General features: G+C 37.6%; 17 protein-coding genes. 9 read left to right on the top strand and 8 right to left on the bottom strand.

Annotated features, from left to right (window positions below):
* Positions 1-92 precede the first annotated feature (92 nt).
* The gene (locus FRZ67_RS15220; RefSeq protein WP_147190770.1) at positions 93-428 is read right to left on the bottom strand and encodes a DUF6616 family protein; all 336 of its coding nucleotides are present in this window, start codon (positions 426-428) and stop codon (positions 93-95) included.
* Positions 429-771: 343 nt separating this feature from the next.
* Here FRZ67_RS15220 and FRZ67_RS15215 point away from each other — a divergent pair, with 343 nt between their 5' ends.
* Entirely contained in the window at positions 772-1,770 is a 999-nt protein-coding gene (locus FRZ67_RS15215; protein WP_147190768.1) for a phosphotransferase, read from the top strand.
* Between the two features lie 225 nt (positions 1,771-1,995).
* Complete coding sequence (locus tag FRZ67_RS15210; RefSeq protein ID WP_147190766.1) at positions 1,996-2,406, top strand: hypothetical protein; 411 nt, start codon at positions 1,996-1,998, stop codon at positions 2,404-2,406.
* Between the two features lie 123 nt (positions 2,407-2,529).
* Here FRZ67_RS15210 and FRZ67_RS15205 read toward each other — a convergent pair whose 3' ends face one another.
* Genes FRZ67_RS15205 through rlmD form a run of 4 tightly spaced genes read right to left on the bottom strand, consistent with a single transcriptional unit; the run spans position 2,530 to position 6,812 of the window.
* Positions 2,530-3,663, bottom strand: coding sequence for an endonuclease/exonuclease/phosphatase family protein (locus tag FRZ67_RS15205; RefSeq protein WP_147190764.1), 1,134 nt, complete (start codon positions 3,661-3,663; stop codon positions 2,530-2,532).
* Between the two features lie 20 nt (positions 3,664-3,683).
* Complete coding sequence (locus tag FRZ67_RS15200) at positions 3,684-4,610, bottom strand: rhomboid family intramembrane serine protease (RefSeq protein ID WP_147190762.1); 927 nt, start codon at positions 4,608-4,610, stop codon at positions 3,684-3,686.
* Positions 4,611-4,653: 43 nt separating this feature from the next.
* On the bottom strand, positions 4,654-5,361 hold the full coding sequence (locus FRZ67_RS15195) for a rhomboid family intramembrane serine protease (RefSeq protein WP_147190760.1): 708 nt from the start codon (positions 5,359-5,361) through the stop codon (positions 4,654-4,656).
* A 23-nt stretch (positions 5,362-5,384) separates the two neighbouring features.
* On the bottom strand, positions 5,385-6,812 hold the full coding sequence (gene rlmD, locus FRZ67_RS15190; protein WP_147190759.1) for a 23S rRNA (uracil(1939)-C(5))-methyltransferase RlmD: 1,428 nt from the start codon (positions 6,810-6,812) through the stop codon (positions 5,385-5,387).
* A 328-nt stretch (positions 6,813-7,140) separates the two neighbouring features.
* On the opposite strand from rlmD, the gene FRZ67_RS15185 reads away from it, so the two are divergent.
* Together FRZ67_RS15185 and FRZ67_RS15180 are read left to right on the top strand one after the other, a co-directional pair.
* Positions 7,141-7,998 carry a 3-hydroxyacyl-CoA dehydrogenase family protein gene (locus tag FRZ67_RS15185; protein WP_225975352.1) on the top strand — a complete coding sequence of 286 codons (858 nt, stop codon included), beginning with the start codon at positions 7,141-7,143 and terminating at the stop codon, positions 7,996-7,998.
* Positions 7,999-8,012: 14 nt separating this feature from the next.
* Positions 8,013-9,011, top strand: coding sequence for an NAD-dependent epimerase/dehydratase family protein (locus FRZ67_RS15180; protein WP_147190755.1), 999 nt, complete (start codon positions 8,013-8,015; stop codon positions 9,009-9,011).
* 253 nt (positions 9,012-9,264) lie between these two features.
* Here FRZ67_RS15180 and FRZ67_RS15175 read toward each other — a convergent pair whose 3' ends face one another.
* Complete coding sequence (locus tag FRZ67_RS15175; protein ID WP_147190753.1) at positions 9,265-10,209, bottom strand: UDP-3-O-(3-hydroxymyristoyl)glucosamine N-acyltransferase; 945 nt, start codon at positions 10,207-10,209, stop codon at positions 9,265-9,267.
* Between the two features lie 567 nt (positions 10,210-10,776).
* On the opposite strand from FRZ67_RS15175, the gene FRZ67_RS15170 reads away from it, so the two are divergent.
* The 4 genes from FRZ67_RS15170 (at position 10,777) to FRZ67_RS15155 (ending at position 13,498) form a co-directional block, all read left to right on the top strand.
* On the top strand, positions 10,777-11,364 hold the full coding sequence (locus FRZ67_RS15170; protein WP_147190751.1) for a pseudouridine synthase: 588 nt from the start codon (positions 10,777-10,779) through the stop codon (positions 11,362-11,364).
* Entirely contained in the window at positions 11,357-11,818 is a 462-nt protein-coding gene (locus FRZ67_RS15165) for a GNAT family N-acetyltransferase (protein WP_147190749.1), read from the top strand. The genes FRZ67_RS15170 and FRZ67_RS15165 overlap by 8 nt, the downstream gene beginning before the upstream one ends.
* Before the next feature lie 130 nt (positions 11,819-11,948).
* Positions 11,949-12,980: a phenylalanine--tRNA ligase subunit alpha gene (pheS, locus tag FRZ67_RS15160; RefSeq protein ID WP_147190747.1), complete on the top strand. Its 1,032-nt coding sequence runs from the start codon at positions 11,949-11,951 to the stop codon at positions 12,978-12,980.
* 266 nt (positions 12,981-13,246) lie between these two features.
* A complete protein-coding gene (locus FRZ67_RS15155; RefSeq protein WP_147190745.1) occupies positions 13,247-13,498 on the top strand; it encodes a hypothetical protein in 252 nt (83 codons plus the stop codon).
* Between the two features lie 326 nt (positions 13,499-13,824).
* Here the strand turns inward: FRZ67_RS15155 and FRZ67_RS15150 are convergent, their stop codons facing one another.
* Positions 13,825-14,385 (bottom strand): ExbD/TolR family protein, encoded by a 561-nt coding sequence (locus FRZ67_RS15150; RefSeq protein ID WP_147190743.1) that lies wholly within the window; start codon positions 14,383-14,385, stop codon positions 13,825-13,827.
* Positions 14,386-14,479: 94 nt separating this feature from the next.
* Between FRZ67_RS15150 and FRZ67_RS15145 the strand changes: the two genes are divergently transcribed.
* Complete coding sequence (locus FRZ67_RS15145) at positions 14,480-15,277, top strand: TIGR00266 family protein (RefSeq protein WP_147190741.1); 798 nt, start codon at positions 14,480-14,482, stop codon at positions 15,275-15,277.
* Positions 15,278-15,459: 182 nt separating this feature from the next.
* On the opposite strand, the gene FRZ67_RS15140 is transcribed toward FRZ67_RS15145, so the two are convergent.
* Positions 15,460-15,840 carry a hypothetical protein gene (locus tag FRZ67_RS15140; RefSeq protein ID WP_147190739.1) on the bottom strand — a complete coding sequence of 127 codons (381 nt, stop codon included), beginning with the start codon at positions 15,838-15,840 and terminating at the stop codon, positions 15,460-15,462.
* Positions 15,841-15,848 lie beyond the last annotated feature (8 nt).

Below are 15,848 nucleotides of genomic sequence, written 5' to 3'. Positions count from 1 at the left end.
TGCGTCCACGCTTAACATTATAAACATTACCGACAATAAAAAATGCAGCCCCTGGTTTAGAAGCTGCATAATTAATGTTGACTAATGCTAACTTACATGTTTATCATTTCGCCCATTACTTCCTGTGGGCTTGTTGAATTTCCCATTGCATTTACCTGTTCAAAATAATTGTACCAGCCTGCTCCCTCAACCATTTTTTCGAAATTTTGAGCAGCTTCCAGGTTTGGAAATGTCCAAACCGCGAAGTAATCATAATCTGCCCTGCTAAAAGTAGCAGCTGAGTTATTTCCCCAACTTACAATTTGAACACCACTTTCCATAAGCTGCTGTATTGCGGGCCCCAGGGCAGTTAAATAATTGCCTCGTTCTTCTTTTGAAAGATCAAACCATGCTTGTTTTGATTTCCATAATTCAATGTAAGTGATCATGTGAGTTATATTTATTATTACTGGTGAATATAAGAATCTTTCTCTGGTGTAAAATTTATTTGTCGGCGCAGCGCAGTGTGTCATACGATCTATAATCCTCACTTTTTCACAAAGCTCAATACATTGAAATTGCACAAGAGTGCGATGCAACGAAAGCTTACTATTTATTCAATAGCCGGGTACAAAAAGGTAATTGTTTTATTATTTCAACACAGTGCAGATAATTGGCAAACGCAATTATGATTACTGATGTTGTGCTAAAAAAATATAGTTGTAAAAGAGGTTATAAGCAGTTTACCATAGATATTTTTGATTAACAGTTTTCAATTTAAACACCACTTTTATGATACCCGAACACAAACAACCTGCCGTAACAAAAGCATTGCAAACAGTTTTTAACACAGATGCATTTGAACACATTGAACAACTAACAAAAGGTCTTTCAAGTGCATTGATCTTTAAAATTATGGTACGTGGAAAACCTTACCTGCTAAGGGTTATAACACGCACGGATGCTATGGGAGATCCATCGTTCTATTATGGTTGCATGCAAGTTGCTGCCGAAAATAACATTGCTCCACACATACATTACATGAGTGTTGAAGACAGGATTTCTATAACTGATTTTATTATTGAACAACCATTTTCTATTGCTGCTGCAAAAGAAATGATGCCGCATTTATTAAGGAAATTACATGCGTTGCCAAGGTTTTCTTTTCGCATGAATTACTTTGACACAATGGAAACGTTTCTACCGAAATTCAGCGATGCAAACATTTTACCTGCTCATGAAACAAAAGATCTGTTTGAAATATACGAACGCATTATGAATGTTTATCCGCGAAACGATGTGGATAATTGGGTTTCCTGTCACAATGATTCAAAAGCTGAGAACATTGTATTTGACGGGCAGCGTCCATGGTTTGTAGATTGGGAGGCCGCCTTTTTAAATGATCGTTATCTTGATCTTGCTATTGTTGCAAATTTTGTAGTGATAAATGAACAGGATGAAACCACTTTTCTTGAAACATATTTTGAGGAAGCGGTTGATGCATACAAACATGCCAGGTTCTTCCTGATGCAGTTAATATTGCACTTCTACTATTTTATATTTCTAACTGTGGTTGACGGTGGAGGGAAACCAATTGACATAACTACAATAAACAAACGCCAGTTCAGGGAGTTTCATAACGGCATGTGGAATGGAGCAATCAGTTTAGCTGATACTGATACAAAGCGTGAATACGCCATGATTCACCTGGAACAATTTCGGTTAAAAGCGCAAACCAAACTTTTTGAGGATTCGTTGAAGATACTTTCAAAACATATGGTGATGAGTTGAAAGAAAAATAATTTTGTTGTCGGCAAAAGTTTTTATTTAGTTATTTGTTATTTTATTTTAGCCAAAATGAATGCTGCATTTTTTATATTACAAGCGACAGCATTTCATGGCATCGGCGGTTGTGTCACTCACTTGTACGGTTGGAAGAATAAGGAGCAAAATGAATAATTGTTTATAGATTTATTGCGGTAATAGAAATGTTATCCATTATTTATTACAGTCTTTATGCAAGAACAAGTTTTGTTAGATTATTTGCAACACAAGATTTCTGTTGATGAGTTAGCAACCAATTTAAAAGAGGCTCAACAAAAGACAAGTTACGATACTACATCTGTTTATGTTGACAAAATTGAAAATGATGGTGAATTCAAGGTGAAAAGAGAACATTTATTACGTTTATGCAATGAAGTTATAGACGGTAGAATTACTCTTGAAGATTTGAATACAATTGCTTTTGTAATATTAATGTCAGAGTATTTTACACATGATCATGATGATGAAATTGCAGACCGTGTCTTATTTGATTGGGATAATCCAGAAATAGGATTTCCTTTGTCTCTTGACAACATGCAGAAATGGAAAATACTTTTGGAGAGTGATGAAGATGTCTTTGATAGTAGAGAATTAAAAGAATAGAGAAAAAGTAACGATTAACATTATATCTTTCACACAGCACAATGCATTCCAAACCGCACAAGAGTGCGACGCATCAAAAAGCTTAATATTTATTCCGCTGCCGGGTACAAAAAAATAATTGCTTTATTGTCTCCATTGCATGTCTGCAATAACGGGATAATGATCGGATAATTTTTTTTGTTCGCGTTTGCATTGCAGCACCTGCAGGGAAGTATCGGGCAGGCAAAAATCTATGCGAAGCGTTGGCCCAATTTTATAAAAGGTATTGCCCATGCCTGAACCCTTTGCCAGGAAAGCATCCTGCAGGTTATTGCCTTTTAAAAAACGGTAGTTGTAAGAGGTGGGTGTAATATTCATATCGCCGCAATAAATAACAGGATAAGGACTTTTATCAATTGCATTGCGAATGATCTTTACTTCTTTTTCGTGATGAATTTCTGTTTCTCTTATTTTATAGCTGGCCTGTCTTTTTCGTTTGTAGGTGATCTCGTAAATATTATCCTCTTCATTATTGGTGGCGGTATCTTCATAAATGTAAAACGACTGCAGGTGTGCAGTAAAAATCCTTACGCGTTTGTTGTTGAACAGTACATCTGTATAAATAAGATTCTCGATCTTATCGTCATGATTTATGTTGATGCGGCCACTGTCTAATAATGGATATTTACTATAAACCGCTACACCATCCGTAACCTTTGCATATTTGTTTTTAGCAAGCGGTGTAACCTTGTCGTTAGAACAATAATAAAATTTATACCCAAGAGAATCAAGTTGCTTTTGTACAGGATAGCGCCGCATGGCATTCTCAATATTCCGGTATTCCTGTATGCAAAAAACATCGGGGTTATAATCATGAATGGTTTGCAATATGCCGTCTCTTGAGGTTTTATAAGCAGCGGCTGATTTTTTACGCAGGTTATTGGTGAAGCTTTGCACGTTCCACGTCATAACGCGAAGTGCAGTGCTGTCTTTCTTTGTATTCCATGTTGCTGAAGTATGGAACGCAAATGTGTTTACAATATTGAAATATGCAAGCGGCAGTAAAAACATACGCAGCAATGCCTGTTTAATATTGATAAACAACCCTGCTATACAACAAAAAATAAATACAGTTAATATATATGGAAAGCCAAGACCTAAAACACTTGCAAAAGAAAAAGAAGATGGTGGTATAAAAGTGCTGAGCGAGGAGATAATAAAACTGCATGTAACCAGGATGCATAGTATACGCCATGCAGTTCTAAAAAATCTTTTCATTTGCTGTTGGGTAAGGTTGTTTAAATATCTTCCTGGCTTGCTTTTTTCAAGAATTCTTTTTCTTCTTCAGAGAGTGAAGCATACCCTTCCTGGTTTATTTTATCGAGTAATTCATCCAGTTTTTGCTGTGTTATCCTTGGGGTTTTTTCGAAAGGCTTGCGGGAAACTTTGTAGAAGCGTTGTTGTGCAACAGGCTTTCTGCGGTATTTTTTTTCAGGATTAAAAAGATCGTTTGCCCAGTTATAAAGACTATTCATCCATGCGCCCATATCATTTCCACGTTCCATCTGAAACGCAAAAATAAAACCGATCAATCCACCGGCAAGATGAGCAATAATTAAACTTCCATTTGAACGTGCTACAAAAGCAAGGTCAATAGCTACAAAAACAATTGTAATAATCCATACAGGTATGCCACCATTGATCATGGGGAATATCTTATATTTTGGTGCAACTGTTGTAGTAGCAATTGCAACAGCCATTACAGCTACACTACCACCCATTAAGGGAAGTGCACCAACATTCATTCCCGGAATAAGATTTGAAGCAATTGTAAAAAAAATAGCACCCGCTAAACCACCATATATATATACAGGAAAAAGTTTGGTGTTGCCGGTAAGGTCCTGGAAAATATATCCAAAACCCCATAACCATAAAACAGTGCCTATCATTTCCCATACATCTTCATGCGAAAACATATACGTAAGTACTGTCCATGGACGGCCGGCAAGTTTTTCAGCGCTGGCTGGCAAAGATATCCAGTCAGTGATCTGTATGTGAAAATTTTCTACAGCCTCCATATGGCCATCGTAACCAAGACGGTAAACAATATTTATAAACCCAAGTATGATGAAAATGACAGCATTAATAATAAGCAACCAGGTAAGGGCATTATTGTCCTGGCCGAGGAGTATGGGATTTCTTCTATTTTGCTGTATTACGCCCATGATAATTATTTACCAAAGTTAATTGCTATTAAAATGTTTTCTTTTAATAAAACGTTTTTTTGTTGGTTTTGTTCCAGAAATAAACCATAAGAAAACCTGCCAATGCGCCACCAAGATGAGCTACATGCGCAACTGTATCTCCGGCACTGTTTTGAACAGCCGAAAAAAGTTCAACGCCTGCATATATTATTACAAGCCACTTTGCTTTTATAGGTATTAACCCCATAACGTAGAGGTTGTCATTGGGAAATAAATAGCCAAATGCTGCCAAACATCCAAACACGGCTCCTGAAGCGCCAATGGTAGCAGTATTGAGCCTATCCTGCAAAGCTGCTGCATAATATTGCTGCTGTGCCAATGACCATGTATTATAGTCATTGATTATTTGCTGGTTCTCAAAATACAATACAATCATATGGCAAAGCGCAGCACCAAGACCACATACAATATAAAAAGTAAGAAACCTTTTAGGCCCCCATACATTTTCCAGCACAGAACCAAACATCCACAATGCCAGCATATTAAAAAAGATATGAGAAAAATCATCCGTGGAATGCATGAACATATACGTTACAAACTGCCATGGTTTGAATAAATCACTTTGCCACGTATGTAACGCAAAAAGGTCGTCAACATTCACACCTGACTTTGGTAGAACAAATTCTGCTGCAAATACCAGTACGTTAATAATGATCAGGTTCTTAACAATGGTTGGTAATATTTGAAATCTGCTTGGCCTGAAATCTGTCATGTCTCTAATGGTTAATTCAATAATTAATTTTTCAATTTCAACTGTACCACATTTTCTATATGGTGTGTATGTGGAAACATATCTACCGGTTGTATTTTCTCCACCGTATATTTTTCTCCTAACAATGCAAGATCCCTTGCCTGTGTAGCAGGGTTACAGCTTACATATACTATAAGCGGTGCAGCCATCTCCAGTAATTTACTTACCAGTTTTTCATGCATACCTGCTCTTGGCGGATCGATAATTATAACATCTGGTTTTCCGTGCATTTCAAAAAAAGCGTCATCACATATCTTGGTCACATCTCCACAAAAAAAAGATGCATGAGCTATGTTATTAAGCGTTGCATTTTCTTTGGCATCTTTAATAGCATCTTCAATTACTTCTACACCAATGATCTTTTTTGCCTGCCCGCTTACAAAAATACCAATACTCCCTGTTCCGCAATAAAGGTCATAAACAGTTTGATTGCCATCAAGCTCCGCAAAATCTCTTGTAACCTGGTATAAACGTTCTGCCTGTTTGGTGTTTGTCTGAAAAAACGATTTAGGACTGATCTTAAATTGAAAATCTTCCAGCTTGTCTGTAATAAATCCTTTGCCAAAATAAGTTATCGGTTCAAGATCATTTAGGCTATCGTTAAACTTGGGATTGATCGTGTACAATAAAGTTGTAATGGCAGGAAAAGTTTTTAGCAAATGATCAAGCAGTTCTTTGCGTTCTTTTTCTTTTTCATACCCGAGAATAATATTCACCATTATCTCTCCTGTTGCCGCAATACGCACCTGCATATTACGCAACCAGCCTTTGTGTTGCTTAATATCATAAAAAGGCAAACCAAGTTGTTGCACAAATGCCGCTACACTCTTTCGTATAAGGTTAGTTGGTTCCGATTGCAGGTGACAGGTATCTATCTCAACCACTTTATCAAAAACACCTTTTGCGTGAAACCCTCCCACCTGCTGCATTATAGCTGCATCTATATCTACGCCCTGCGCTTTCATGATCTTGAATTCAGCGTCAGGAATAAATTTTTTTGTAGCAAAAGTATATTCCAGTTTGTTGCGATAGTGTGTGGTTTGTTCGCACCCAATGATCGGCATTATTTCAGGTAAAGGAATTTTACCTATCCTGCGCAGGTTATCAGCTACTTGTTTTTGTTTATAAAAAAGCTGCCGTTCATAAGGCAGCATTTGCCATTGACAACCACCGCAGGTACCAAAGTGAACGCAAAAAGGTTCAACCCTTTGTGGCGCATATTCTTTAAAATGCATGGGCCATCCTTCTGCCCAGTCCTTTTTATTTTTAAACAGGAACACATCTACCACATCGCCTGGAACTGTATTTTCAATAAACACCACTTTACCATCCACTTTTGCAAGCGACTTACCTTCGGCGGCATAATCTTCCACTAAAACATTTTCAAGTATTACAGGTTTATTCTTTCTCACCCCGCAAATGTAACCATGATTGACCTCAATTTTATACCGCACAAAAAGTTTAGTTTTTTATGTTTCCGGCTGCTGATTTTTATGGCATCGCCGGTTGTGTCACTCACTTGTACGTTCGGAACAATTTGGAACAAGCCGTGAGCTTTGAGCTATGAGCTTCGGGCAAAACACAATAGCTCATAGCTCGCAGCTATCAGCTCATAGCTGTTTCGTCAGTACAAGTGTGCGACGCAAGGAACGATAATAGTACTACCAAAGTCCGGCTCATAAAAATGCAGCAAATAATCCGTTACCGCTATTTATCAAGATGACATTGTATGTTTGCAAAATGCCGGGAGTAGAAAATATTAAGACCATTTGTGTATGTGGTGCAGGTACCATGGGCAGTGGTATCGCGCAGGTTGCAGCGCAGGCTGGTTTTAATACTATTCAATTCGATCTTAACGAATCGATGCTGGAAAAAAGTAAGGCAGGTATCGTTGCCTCGCTTGAAAAACTTGTTGAAAAAAATAAGATCAGTATTACACAAAAAGATGAAACGATCAGCCGCGTATTTTTTACAAACAATATAGACGATTGCAAAGCGGATATAATCATAGAAGCCATCATTGAAAATAAAAATAAAAAGACCGAGCTTTTTAACAGGCTTGCACTCATTAACGATGCACACACCATCTTTGCTACCAATACTTCCTCTATCTCTGTGCATGAAATTGCATTGTCAACAACAGCTAAAGAAAGAGTGGCGGGCATGCATTTTTTTAATCCTGCTCAATTAATGAAACTGGTTGAGGTGGTTCATCATGCAGATACTGATGCAACAGTAATTGACACGCTTGTAGCAGTGGCAAAGCAAATGGGTAAAATACCTGTTGTGTGTAAAGATTCACCGGGCTTTATTGTAAACCGTGTGGCACGTCATTATTATCTCGAACCAATGTTGTTGGTTGAAAAAGGATTGGCAGATGTTGAAACAGTTGATGCCATCATGGAAGCATCCGGATTTAAGATGGGGCCGTTTAAACTGATGGATCTTATCGGCATGGATGTAAACTACTCGGTAAGCAATATTGTTTGGGAAGCATTGGGTAAACCCGAACGTTTAAAACCATCTGCTTTACAAAAACAAAAAGTTGACAAAGGTGAACTGGGCAGAAAGACAGGCAAGGGATTTTATAATTACTGATCTTAAGTATACGTATGAACCTGGATGAGCAAAGAAATATTTTAGTTACCGGTGGCAGTGGTTTGGTGGGTTCTCACCTGATACAATTATTGGTGCAACAAAACAAAAAAGTAAAAGCATTATACAGAAATACTATCCCCTCATTTGAATATGCAGATAAAGCAGAATGGGTTCAGGGAGATATTCTTGACATTCTTTCTCTTGAAGAAGCTTTATCAAATGTGCAGCAGGTGTATCATTGCGCAGCGATGGTTTCTTTCAACCCAAAAGATAAAGCAGCGCTGCATACCGTTAATATAGAAGGTACAGCCAATATAGTGAATGCCTGCCTGGATGCCGGTATTGAAAAGTTAGTATACGTTAGTTCTGTTTCTGCAATGGGACGTATAAGAGAAGATCAGCCTGTTACAGAAAAAATGAAATGGTCTGCCGGGACCAGCAACAGCGTGTACGGCAAAACAAAATACCTTGCTGAAATGGAAGTGTGGCGCGGCGTTGGTGAAGGTCTCAACGCAGTGATCATTAATCCAACAATTATTCTTGGTGCAGCCGACTGGACCAAAAGCTCAACAGCTATTTTTAAAAATGTGTACAATGAATTTCCATGGTACTCAGAGGGTATTACCGGTTTTGTAGATGTTGCAGATGTTGTAAAAGCAATGACCATGCTGATGGAAAGCAATATAAATGGAGAACGTTTTATAGTAAGTGGCGAGGATGCAACTTACCGCAACCTGCTCAATCTTATTGCAAAAGGCTTTGGCAAAAAACCACCATATAAAAAAGTAACTCCATTTTTAGCATCGCTTGTATGGCGTGCTGAAAAATTGAAATCAATATTCACCGGAAAAAAACCTTTAATAACAAAAGAGACTGCAAGAACAGCACAGGCGAAAGTGCATTTTGATAACAGTAAGCTGCTGCAATATTTACCTTCATTTAATTATCAGCCGTTAGAGCAAAGTATACAACGCATTTGCGCTGAATTCAAAAAACTGTATAAACTGCCATAAGCAATACCATCTTCCTCTTCTTTGTAAAAAATTCTTTGATGATTATTTCAGCTCCTATACGATGATGATAAAAAATTATAATTACTGCTGAAGCGTTTACCAAAGTTTAATTTTTATGAGCCCGGCTTAATTATTTCTATGTAGCTTTTGTTGCGTCGCACACTGCAACGTTCAGACAAATAAATGAACAGTAAGCACAAGTGTGCGACGCAACGGAAGCTTTATGCATATTCTATTGCCAGGTACATAAAAATTATTCCATTACTTTCTTCCATAATTCGGGGATACGTTTAACCCAAACCAATTCCTTCTTTTTTACCTGTGCATCTTCGGCAGGGCTGCCAAAATAAACTTTACCACCTTCCAAAGAAGCCGGAACACCGCTTTGCGCATACACCACTGCATTAGCGCCGATGGTTAGTGTTTTACTTACACCAACCTGGCCCCAAAGCACCACACCATCTTCAATAGTTGTGGCGCCGGCAATACCTACCTGTGCAGCAAACAAACAATTCTTTCCAACATTGGTATCGTGACCAATATGCACCATGTTATCTATTTTGGTTCCTGCGCCTATACGTGTGCTTGCTGTAACACCACGATCGATAGTGCAGCCAGCACCAATTTCAACGTCATCTTCAATTAATACATTACCGCAACTCTGCATGCGGCGGTACCATACATCGCGGTTCTTTTTGGTGTTATAATAAAATGCATCGCTGCCGATAACAGTACCTGCCTGTATAACAACATTATTACCAATCTCTGTATAATCAAGTAATGATACGTTAGGATGTATAACGCAGTTACTGCCGATCTTAACATCTTTACCAATAAATACATTGGGCATAATAACTGTTCCTTCACCAATAACAGCAGTATCACTTACAGATTTTACTGCAGCGGTAAATGGCCTGAAATGATTTACAATAGTTAAGTATGCTTCAAATGGTTCTGCAACAACAAGCAATGTTTTACCGGCAGGTACTGTTACTTCCTTTGTGTTGATGATGATATGTGTAGCATTACTGTTAAGACATTTATCATAATACTTTGGATGATCTACAAAACAAAGATCACCATCTTCCACTTTATGAATTTCATTGATGCCATAAGCATTCATGGATGCATCACCAATTGCTTCTGCATTTATAAGATCTGCAATCCATGCTACAGTAACAGGCTGCGGGAATTTCATTTTTTAAATTTTTACAAATGTAAAAGTGATTCTCTTTATATACTAATGTATTAAACGGAACAAGGCAGCTTGCTTTTTACAGTCACTAAAGTTTATGGAACAATGATCAAAGGAGTATTTATACTTCAAAAGCCTTTCAAACGCACTATTTGCAAAAATATTTTTTCAACTTTTTTAAAGTGGTTATAACTTGTGTAAAACGATGAAGCATTAAAAAATAAAATTCAAAAAATAAAATTAAGTGCTCATCTATAAACATACTGCTATACTGAAACGCTTTGTATATCTATGTTTCAGCGCATGCTATTTTTTTCACTTCTTCCTCAAAGCTTTATTGTTGTATTAAATGAGTATGAATAGCAAGTAGTTTGCATCTTCATAATTCACACTCACGTAAAAAATGTTAATAAAATTGTTTGAAAAATTTTTTGTGTTAGAAAAAACAATTTATAATATTGTGTTGGGAATTTGATTCCCCTTACTTACTAACCCATCCATATACAGAATCCCGCTTCGGCGGGATTTTTGTTTTCAAGAAAAACTTGTGCTAAAAACATGATGCATTAAATGAAACAGTACTTCATTGTATACAAACCTTACCTGGTCTTATCGCAGTTTACTTCAGAGTTAAAGAAGCAAACGCTTGCTGATTATTTTGCAGTTCCTAAAAATGTTTATCCTGTCGGAAGACTGGATGAAGACAGCGAAGGCTTATTGATCTTAACCAATGATGAACAATTGAATCATCGTTTATTAAATCCTTCCTTTGCACATGAACGCGAATATTTTGTACAGGTAGATGGTGCAATAACACAAGAAGCTATTCAACAATTACAACAAGGTGTTGAAATAAATTTGAGTGGCAAAATGTATAAAACAAAAAAATGCAAGGTTGAATTATTTAAAGAAGCACCAACAGTTCCGGAAAGAAATCCACCAATACGCTTTAGAAAAGAAATTCCTGCACCATGGATAAGGATGATCTTAACTGAAGGTAAAAACAGGCAGGTAAGAAAAATGACGGCAAAAGTTGGTTTTCCTACCTTGCGTTTGATAAGATACAGGATCGAAGAAATTGAACTTGGAAATTTGCAACCGGGAAAAATGATCGAACTTCAACAAAAAACAATTTATAAAAAACTGTTCCATGAATGAACATTATGAAGCTGCGAAAGATAATTACCTTATCAGCACCGATAAAGAAAAACTAGATCTGGAAACCATCTATAATTATATAGCTTTTGAATCTTACTGGGCGCAGGGCATATCAAGGGCGGTTGTAGAAAAATCAATAGCCAACTCTTTGTGTTTTGGTCTGTATGAAGGAACAAAGCAAATTGGTTTTGCAAGACTGGTTACAGACAAAGCCACTTTTGCCTACCTCGCAGATGTTTTTGTATTGCCTGAACATCGTGGTAAGGGTTTGAGTAAATGGTTAATGGCAACGATTCATGCACACCCTGAATTGCAAAAACTAAGAAGATGGTGGCTGGGTACTAAAGATGCGCATGGTTTATATGAACAATTTGGCTGGACTCGTATAACGGAAGATGTAGCCAAACGTTTTATGCAGAAACATAACCCGGATGTTTATAAGAAAGCTGAATAAAGTTTCGAACGTACAAGTGAGTGACACAACCAAAGTTTAATAGTACTACAAAAGCCCGCCACCAAATATTCTATTTCCATTCGCGCATCAACACATTTGCACATCCGCACATTCGCATTATCTTCGCGGCATGGAAGCATTGTTGCAACAGATAGAAAATTATAAAAAGGAAATAAACGCTTACGAGGCTGCAAATGCAGAAGCGGTGGAAACGTTCCGCATAAAATATTTAGGTACAAAAGGCCTTGTAAAAACTGTAATGGGCGAAATGAAAAATGTGCCCAATGAACAAAAAAAACAATTTGGCCTGGTTCTTAACGAGTTTAAATTATTTACAGAAGAAAAGTTTGCATCACTGCAGGCCCAAACGATAAACGACAAACAGGAAACGATAAACAATTTTGATTGGTCGCTGCCCGGTGATTCATTTGCTGTTGGTACCCGTCATCCTTTGATGATCGTTCGTAACGAGATCGTTTCTATTTTCAAGCGTCTTGGTTTTGCAGTTGCCGAAGGCCCGGAAATTGAAGATGACTGGCACAACTTTGGCGCTATGAATTTACCGGAAGATCATCCGGCACGCGACATGCAGGACACATTTTACATTAATCAAAATCCTGCGTGGTTGTTGCGTACACATACCAGCAGCGTGCAGGCACGAGTGATGGAAAAACAAAAACCGCCGATTCGTGTAATTTGTCCGGGTCGTGTGTACCGCAATGAAACCATTAGTGCAAGAGCGCATTGCTTTTTTCACCAGGTAGAAGGTTTGTACATAGATGAAAATGTAAGCTTTGCCGATCTAAAACAAACGCTGTATTTCTTTGTGCAGGAAATGTTTGGCAAAGAAGTAAAGGTTCGTTTTCGTCCTTCTTATTTTCCCTTCACAGAACCGAGTGCAGAGATGGACATCAGTTGTTTGATCTGTGGCGGTGATGGTTGCAATGTTTGCAAACATACCGGTTGGGTAGAAATATTGGGCAGCGGCATGGTGCATCCAAAAGTGTTGGAGAACTTCAATATTGATTCGAATAAATATACCGGTTTTGCATTTGGTATGGGCATAGAACGGGTGTGCCAGTTAAAATATCGCATCAACGATCTTCGTTTGTACTCGCAAAATGATGTGCGGTTTCTGAAACAGTTTACAAGTGCATTGTAAATTTTTATAAACCAAGCCGCACTTATACCATGATGCTTTCGTTGCGTCGCACTTTTGTACTATAAATCATTAAGCAACAGTTTAAAGAATTGTTGCTTTTTTATTGCGTCAGATTAGGAATGCAAGACTATCATATAATTGCTATAATTTTATTTCCGCCAGAATCCTATATGTAGTATTTACACCTATAATGTGTCTTTAATAAAAAAGATGGTCTTGTAAATAAGACATCAAGCTTTATAAAAACCAATCTTATTCTCCACGGTTTGCAAAGCGATGCAACTGCAGGTCGCTACAACAGCCTGCATAATTCAGGAACTGCAGAGTTAACAGATATTACGTTGTTGTCAGATTATTTTCCCAAACCATTTATTAGTTTGCCGCCATTTGGTATTCTTGGTATTCCATTTACTGTTGTTGGTACACAAGAAGATCCGCAGGTAAAACTCCGCTGCGAAAAAGATTCCGATAAGTTAGAAGAAACGCAGGAAAAAGCCGATCCTGATGAACCGCAATAAGAAAATTTTTATGGGCCTGGGCTATAGATTTTTATGGCATCGGTTGTTGCATCGCACTTTTGTGCTTTCTGTTACTTATTGATCTGAAAGATGAAGTGAGTGACACAACCGGCGATGCCATGAAATACAAATGCCGATAACAAAAAAATATAAAACAAAAAAAAGCCCCATCCCAAAAGAGACGGGACTGTAATATGTACCCCCAAAAAAAGTTATATCATTTATACAATGCTATAAAGTTTTATGCAACAATAACACCTGTTTCTTTATAACATAGTTTACAGACCATGCTGTATAAAGGAAGTTTAATAAACAGAAAAAATTTTTCAATGTTTTAAGAATTGGCCCGATTCTTCTTTGCCTGCATCCATCAGCACATAACGGTCTATCATGTTTATCTTTATCTCATCCAATGCATCTACCACATTGCTGTAAGTGGCGTCGGGCAAGGGTTTTATCAGTACTACTGTTTCTTTTCCATCGCCATATTTTTGCTGTACCTGCAGTTTCTTATTTCGTATCACTGCTCTTAAACCCTGCGATGAAAAATTAGTGTTGTGCATATTGTTTATACTATCGCCATAATAGTAGTAAACAACATTGTCGGCAGCAAGCAATACGTTCAACGTTTTGCCTCCGGCGGTAACCAGAGAATCGGGACTGTCATCCGGCATATTAAGTTTCATTACTGTTGCCTTGCTGATTGAAGTGGTAAATACAAAAAAGGTAATGAGCAGGAAACCAAGATCAACCATTGGAGTAAGATCGACCTTGGTAGAAAGTTTTTTGCTGCGCTGTATGCCTTTCTTTTTATGCGTTTCGGAAGTTTGTACATCTGCCATAGTGTTGGTTTTATAATAAGATGCAACACTTGTTTTAATCCACATAATTAGCAGTGATACCTTTTATCAAATTAGTTATATGCGGTGTATAAAATTCTGCATTTATTTGCTGTATATTTTACAGTAAAAACAAAACATTATGATACGCAACCATGAAATTGATTACCGCATTTTTGGTGAAGAAATGCAATATGTAGAAGTCGAACTTGATCCCGGAGAAACGGCTGTTGCAGAGCCAGGTGCTTTTATGATGATGGATGACAGTATACAAATGCAAACCATTTTTGGAGATGGAAGCCAGCAACAAAGTGGTGGGTTATTGGATAAACTCTTCAGCGCTGGCAAGCGGATGCTTGTTGGAGAAAATTTATTCATGACTGCATTTACAAATGTGGGGCAAGGTAAAAAACATGTAAGTTTTGCATCGCCCTATCCCGGTAAAATAATTGCGCTTGATCTGCTAAGTTTAGGCGGAAGAATAATTTGTCAGAAAGATGCTTTTCTCTGTGCCGCAAAAGGTGTAAGTATTGGGATAGAATTCCAGCGCAAACTAGGCACGGGTTTATTTGGCGGTGAAGGTTTTATTATGGAAAAACTGGAAGGTGATGGTATGGCATTTATGCATGCCGGTGGTCATGTGTTTCAAAAAGATTTACAGCCGGGAGAATTACTAAGAATCGATACAGGTTGTATTGTTGCATTTACCGGTGGTGTTGATTATGATATCCAGTTTGTAGGTGGCATAAAAAATACTTTGTTTGGTGGTGAGGGTTTATTTTTCGCTACACTGCGTGGACCGGGGAAAGTATGGATACAAACTTTACCTGTAAGCAGGCTTGCTGCACGTATTCTTTCTTACGGCACATATAACCGCAAAGAAGAGGGCAGCATACTTGGCGGTCTTGGTAATTTGCTGGACGGTGATGGATTCAGGTAATTAGAAATAAAAAAATATAAAGCCTTCACTTTTTAGTGAGGGCTTTTCGTTTTAATTTTTTGTACTTAGCCGTAGTGCTACTATTAGGCTTTGGTTGTGTCACTCACTTGTACGCTATAACTTTATTGAACAAGAAATACAACGTACGTTTCCTTTTTATTAAGCTTTATGCTTTATTATATTCACTGCTCTTTCTTTTCTTCCTTTCTTTTTACCAGTAAATACCAATCACTTTCTAATGGTAAATAGCCATACTCAAAACAGAAAAAGTAAATGTCTCCTTTTTGATTTACATATTGATGTGTATGATAGCTAAATTGAAAACCTGCCTGTAATAATTTGGTTTTTGCAACTTTTGTGATTCCTTTATCTCCTAAAAAGTCAGCAAGAATACGGCGGTTCTTTTTTAGTGTATTAATTATCTGGCGCACCAATGTACTCTCATCAAGTTTAGTTTGGTTGTTATAAACATTGCGACAATAATCATCGCAGAATTTTTTGTCAATACGGCCCTTCACAGGCTTTCCGCAGGCGAGGCAAGGACGGGTTGTAGCTGGTTCCATGCATTCAA

It is taken from the genome of Panacibacter ginsenosidivorans (assembly GCF_007971225.1).
In the GTDB taxonomy this organism is placed as follows: Bacteria; Bacteroidota; Bacteroidia; order Chitinophagales; family Chitinophagaceae; genus Panacibacter; species Panacibacter ginsenosidivorans.
Note: the sequence above shows the minus strand (reverse complement) of the source record. Positions and strands in the feature narration are given on the sequence as shown.

Bases quoted from the DNA above. Each gene is read 5' to 3' on its own strand.
- FRZ67_RS15220 (WP_147190770.1), bottom strand. From the start codon at position 428: ATGATCACTTACATTGAATTATGGAAATCAAAACAAGCATGGTTTGAT.
- FRZ67_RS15215 (WP_147190768.1), top strand. From the start codon at position 772: ATGATACCCGAACACAAACAACCTGCCGTAACAAAAGCATTGCAAACA.
- FRZ67_RS15210 (WP_147190766.1), top strand. From the start codon at position 1,996: ATGCAAGAACAAGTTTTGTTAGATTATTTGCAACACAAGATTTCTGTT.
- FRZ67_RS15205 (WP_147190764.1), bottom strand. From the start codon at position 3,663: ATGAAAAGATTTTTTAGAACTGCATGGCGTATACTATGCATCCTGGTT.
- FRZ67_RS15200 (WP_147190762.1), bottom strand. From the start codon at position 4,610: ATGGGCGTAATACAGCAAAATAGAAGAAATCCCATACTCCTCGGCCAG.
- FRZ67_RS15195 (WP_147190760.1), bottom strand. From the start codon at position 5,361: ATGACAGATTTCAGGCCAAGCAGATTTCAAATATTACCAACCATTGTT.
- FRZ67_RS15185 (WP_225975352.1), top strand. From the start codon at position 7,141: ATGCCGGGAGTAGAAAATATTAAGACCATTTGTGTATGTGGTGCAGGT.
- FRZ67_RS15180 (WP_147190755.1), top strand. From the start codon at position 8,013: ATGAACCTGGATGAGCAAAGAAATATTTTAGTTACCGGTGGCAGTGGT.
- FRZ67_RS15175 (WP_147190753.1), bottom strand. From the start codon at position 10,209: ATGAAATTCCCGCAGCCTGTTACTGTAGCATGGATTGCAGATCTTATA.
- FRZ67_RS15170 (WP_147190751.1), top strand. From the start codon at position 10,777: ATGAAACAGTACTTCATTGTATACAAACCTTACCTGGTCTTATCGCAG.
- FRZ67_RS15165 (WP_147190749.1), top strand. From the start codon at position 11,357: ATGAATGAACATTATGAAGCTGCGAAAGATAATTACCTTATCAGCACC.
- pheS (WP_147190747.1), top strand. From the start codon at position 11,949: ATGGAAGCATTGTTGCAACAGATAGAAAATTATAAAAAGGAAATAAAC.
- FRZ67_RS15150 (WP_147190743.1), bottom strand. From the start codon at position 14,385: ATGTGGATTAAAACAAGTGTTGCATCTTATTATAAAACCAACACTATG.
- FRZ67_RS15145 (WP_147190741.1), top strand. From the start codon at position 14,480: ATGATACGCAACCATGAAATTGATTACCGCATTTTTGGTGAAGAAATG.
- FRZ67_RS15140 (WP_147190739.1), bottom strand. From the start codon at position 15,840: ATGGAACCAGCTACAACCCGTCCTTGCCTCGCCTGCGGAAAGCCTGTG.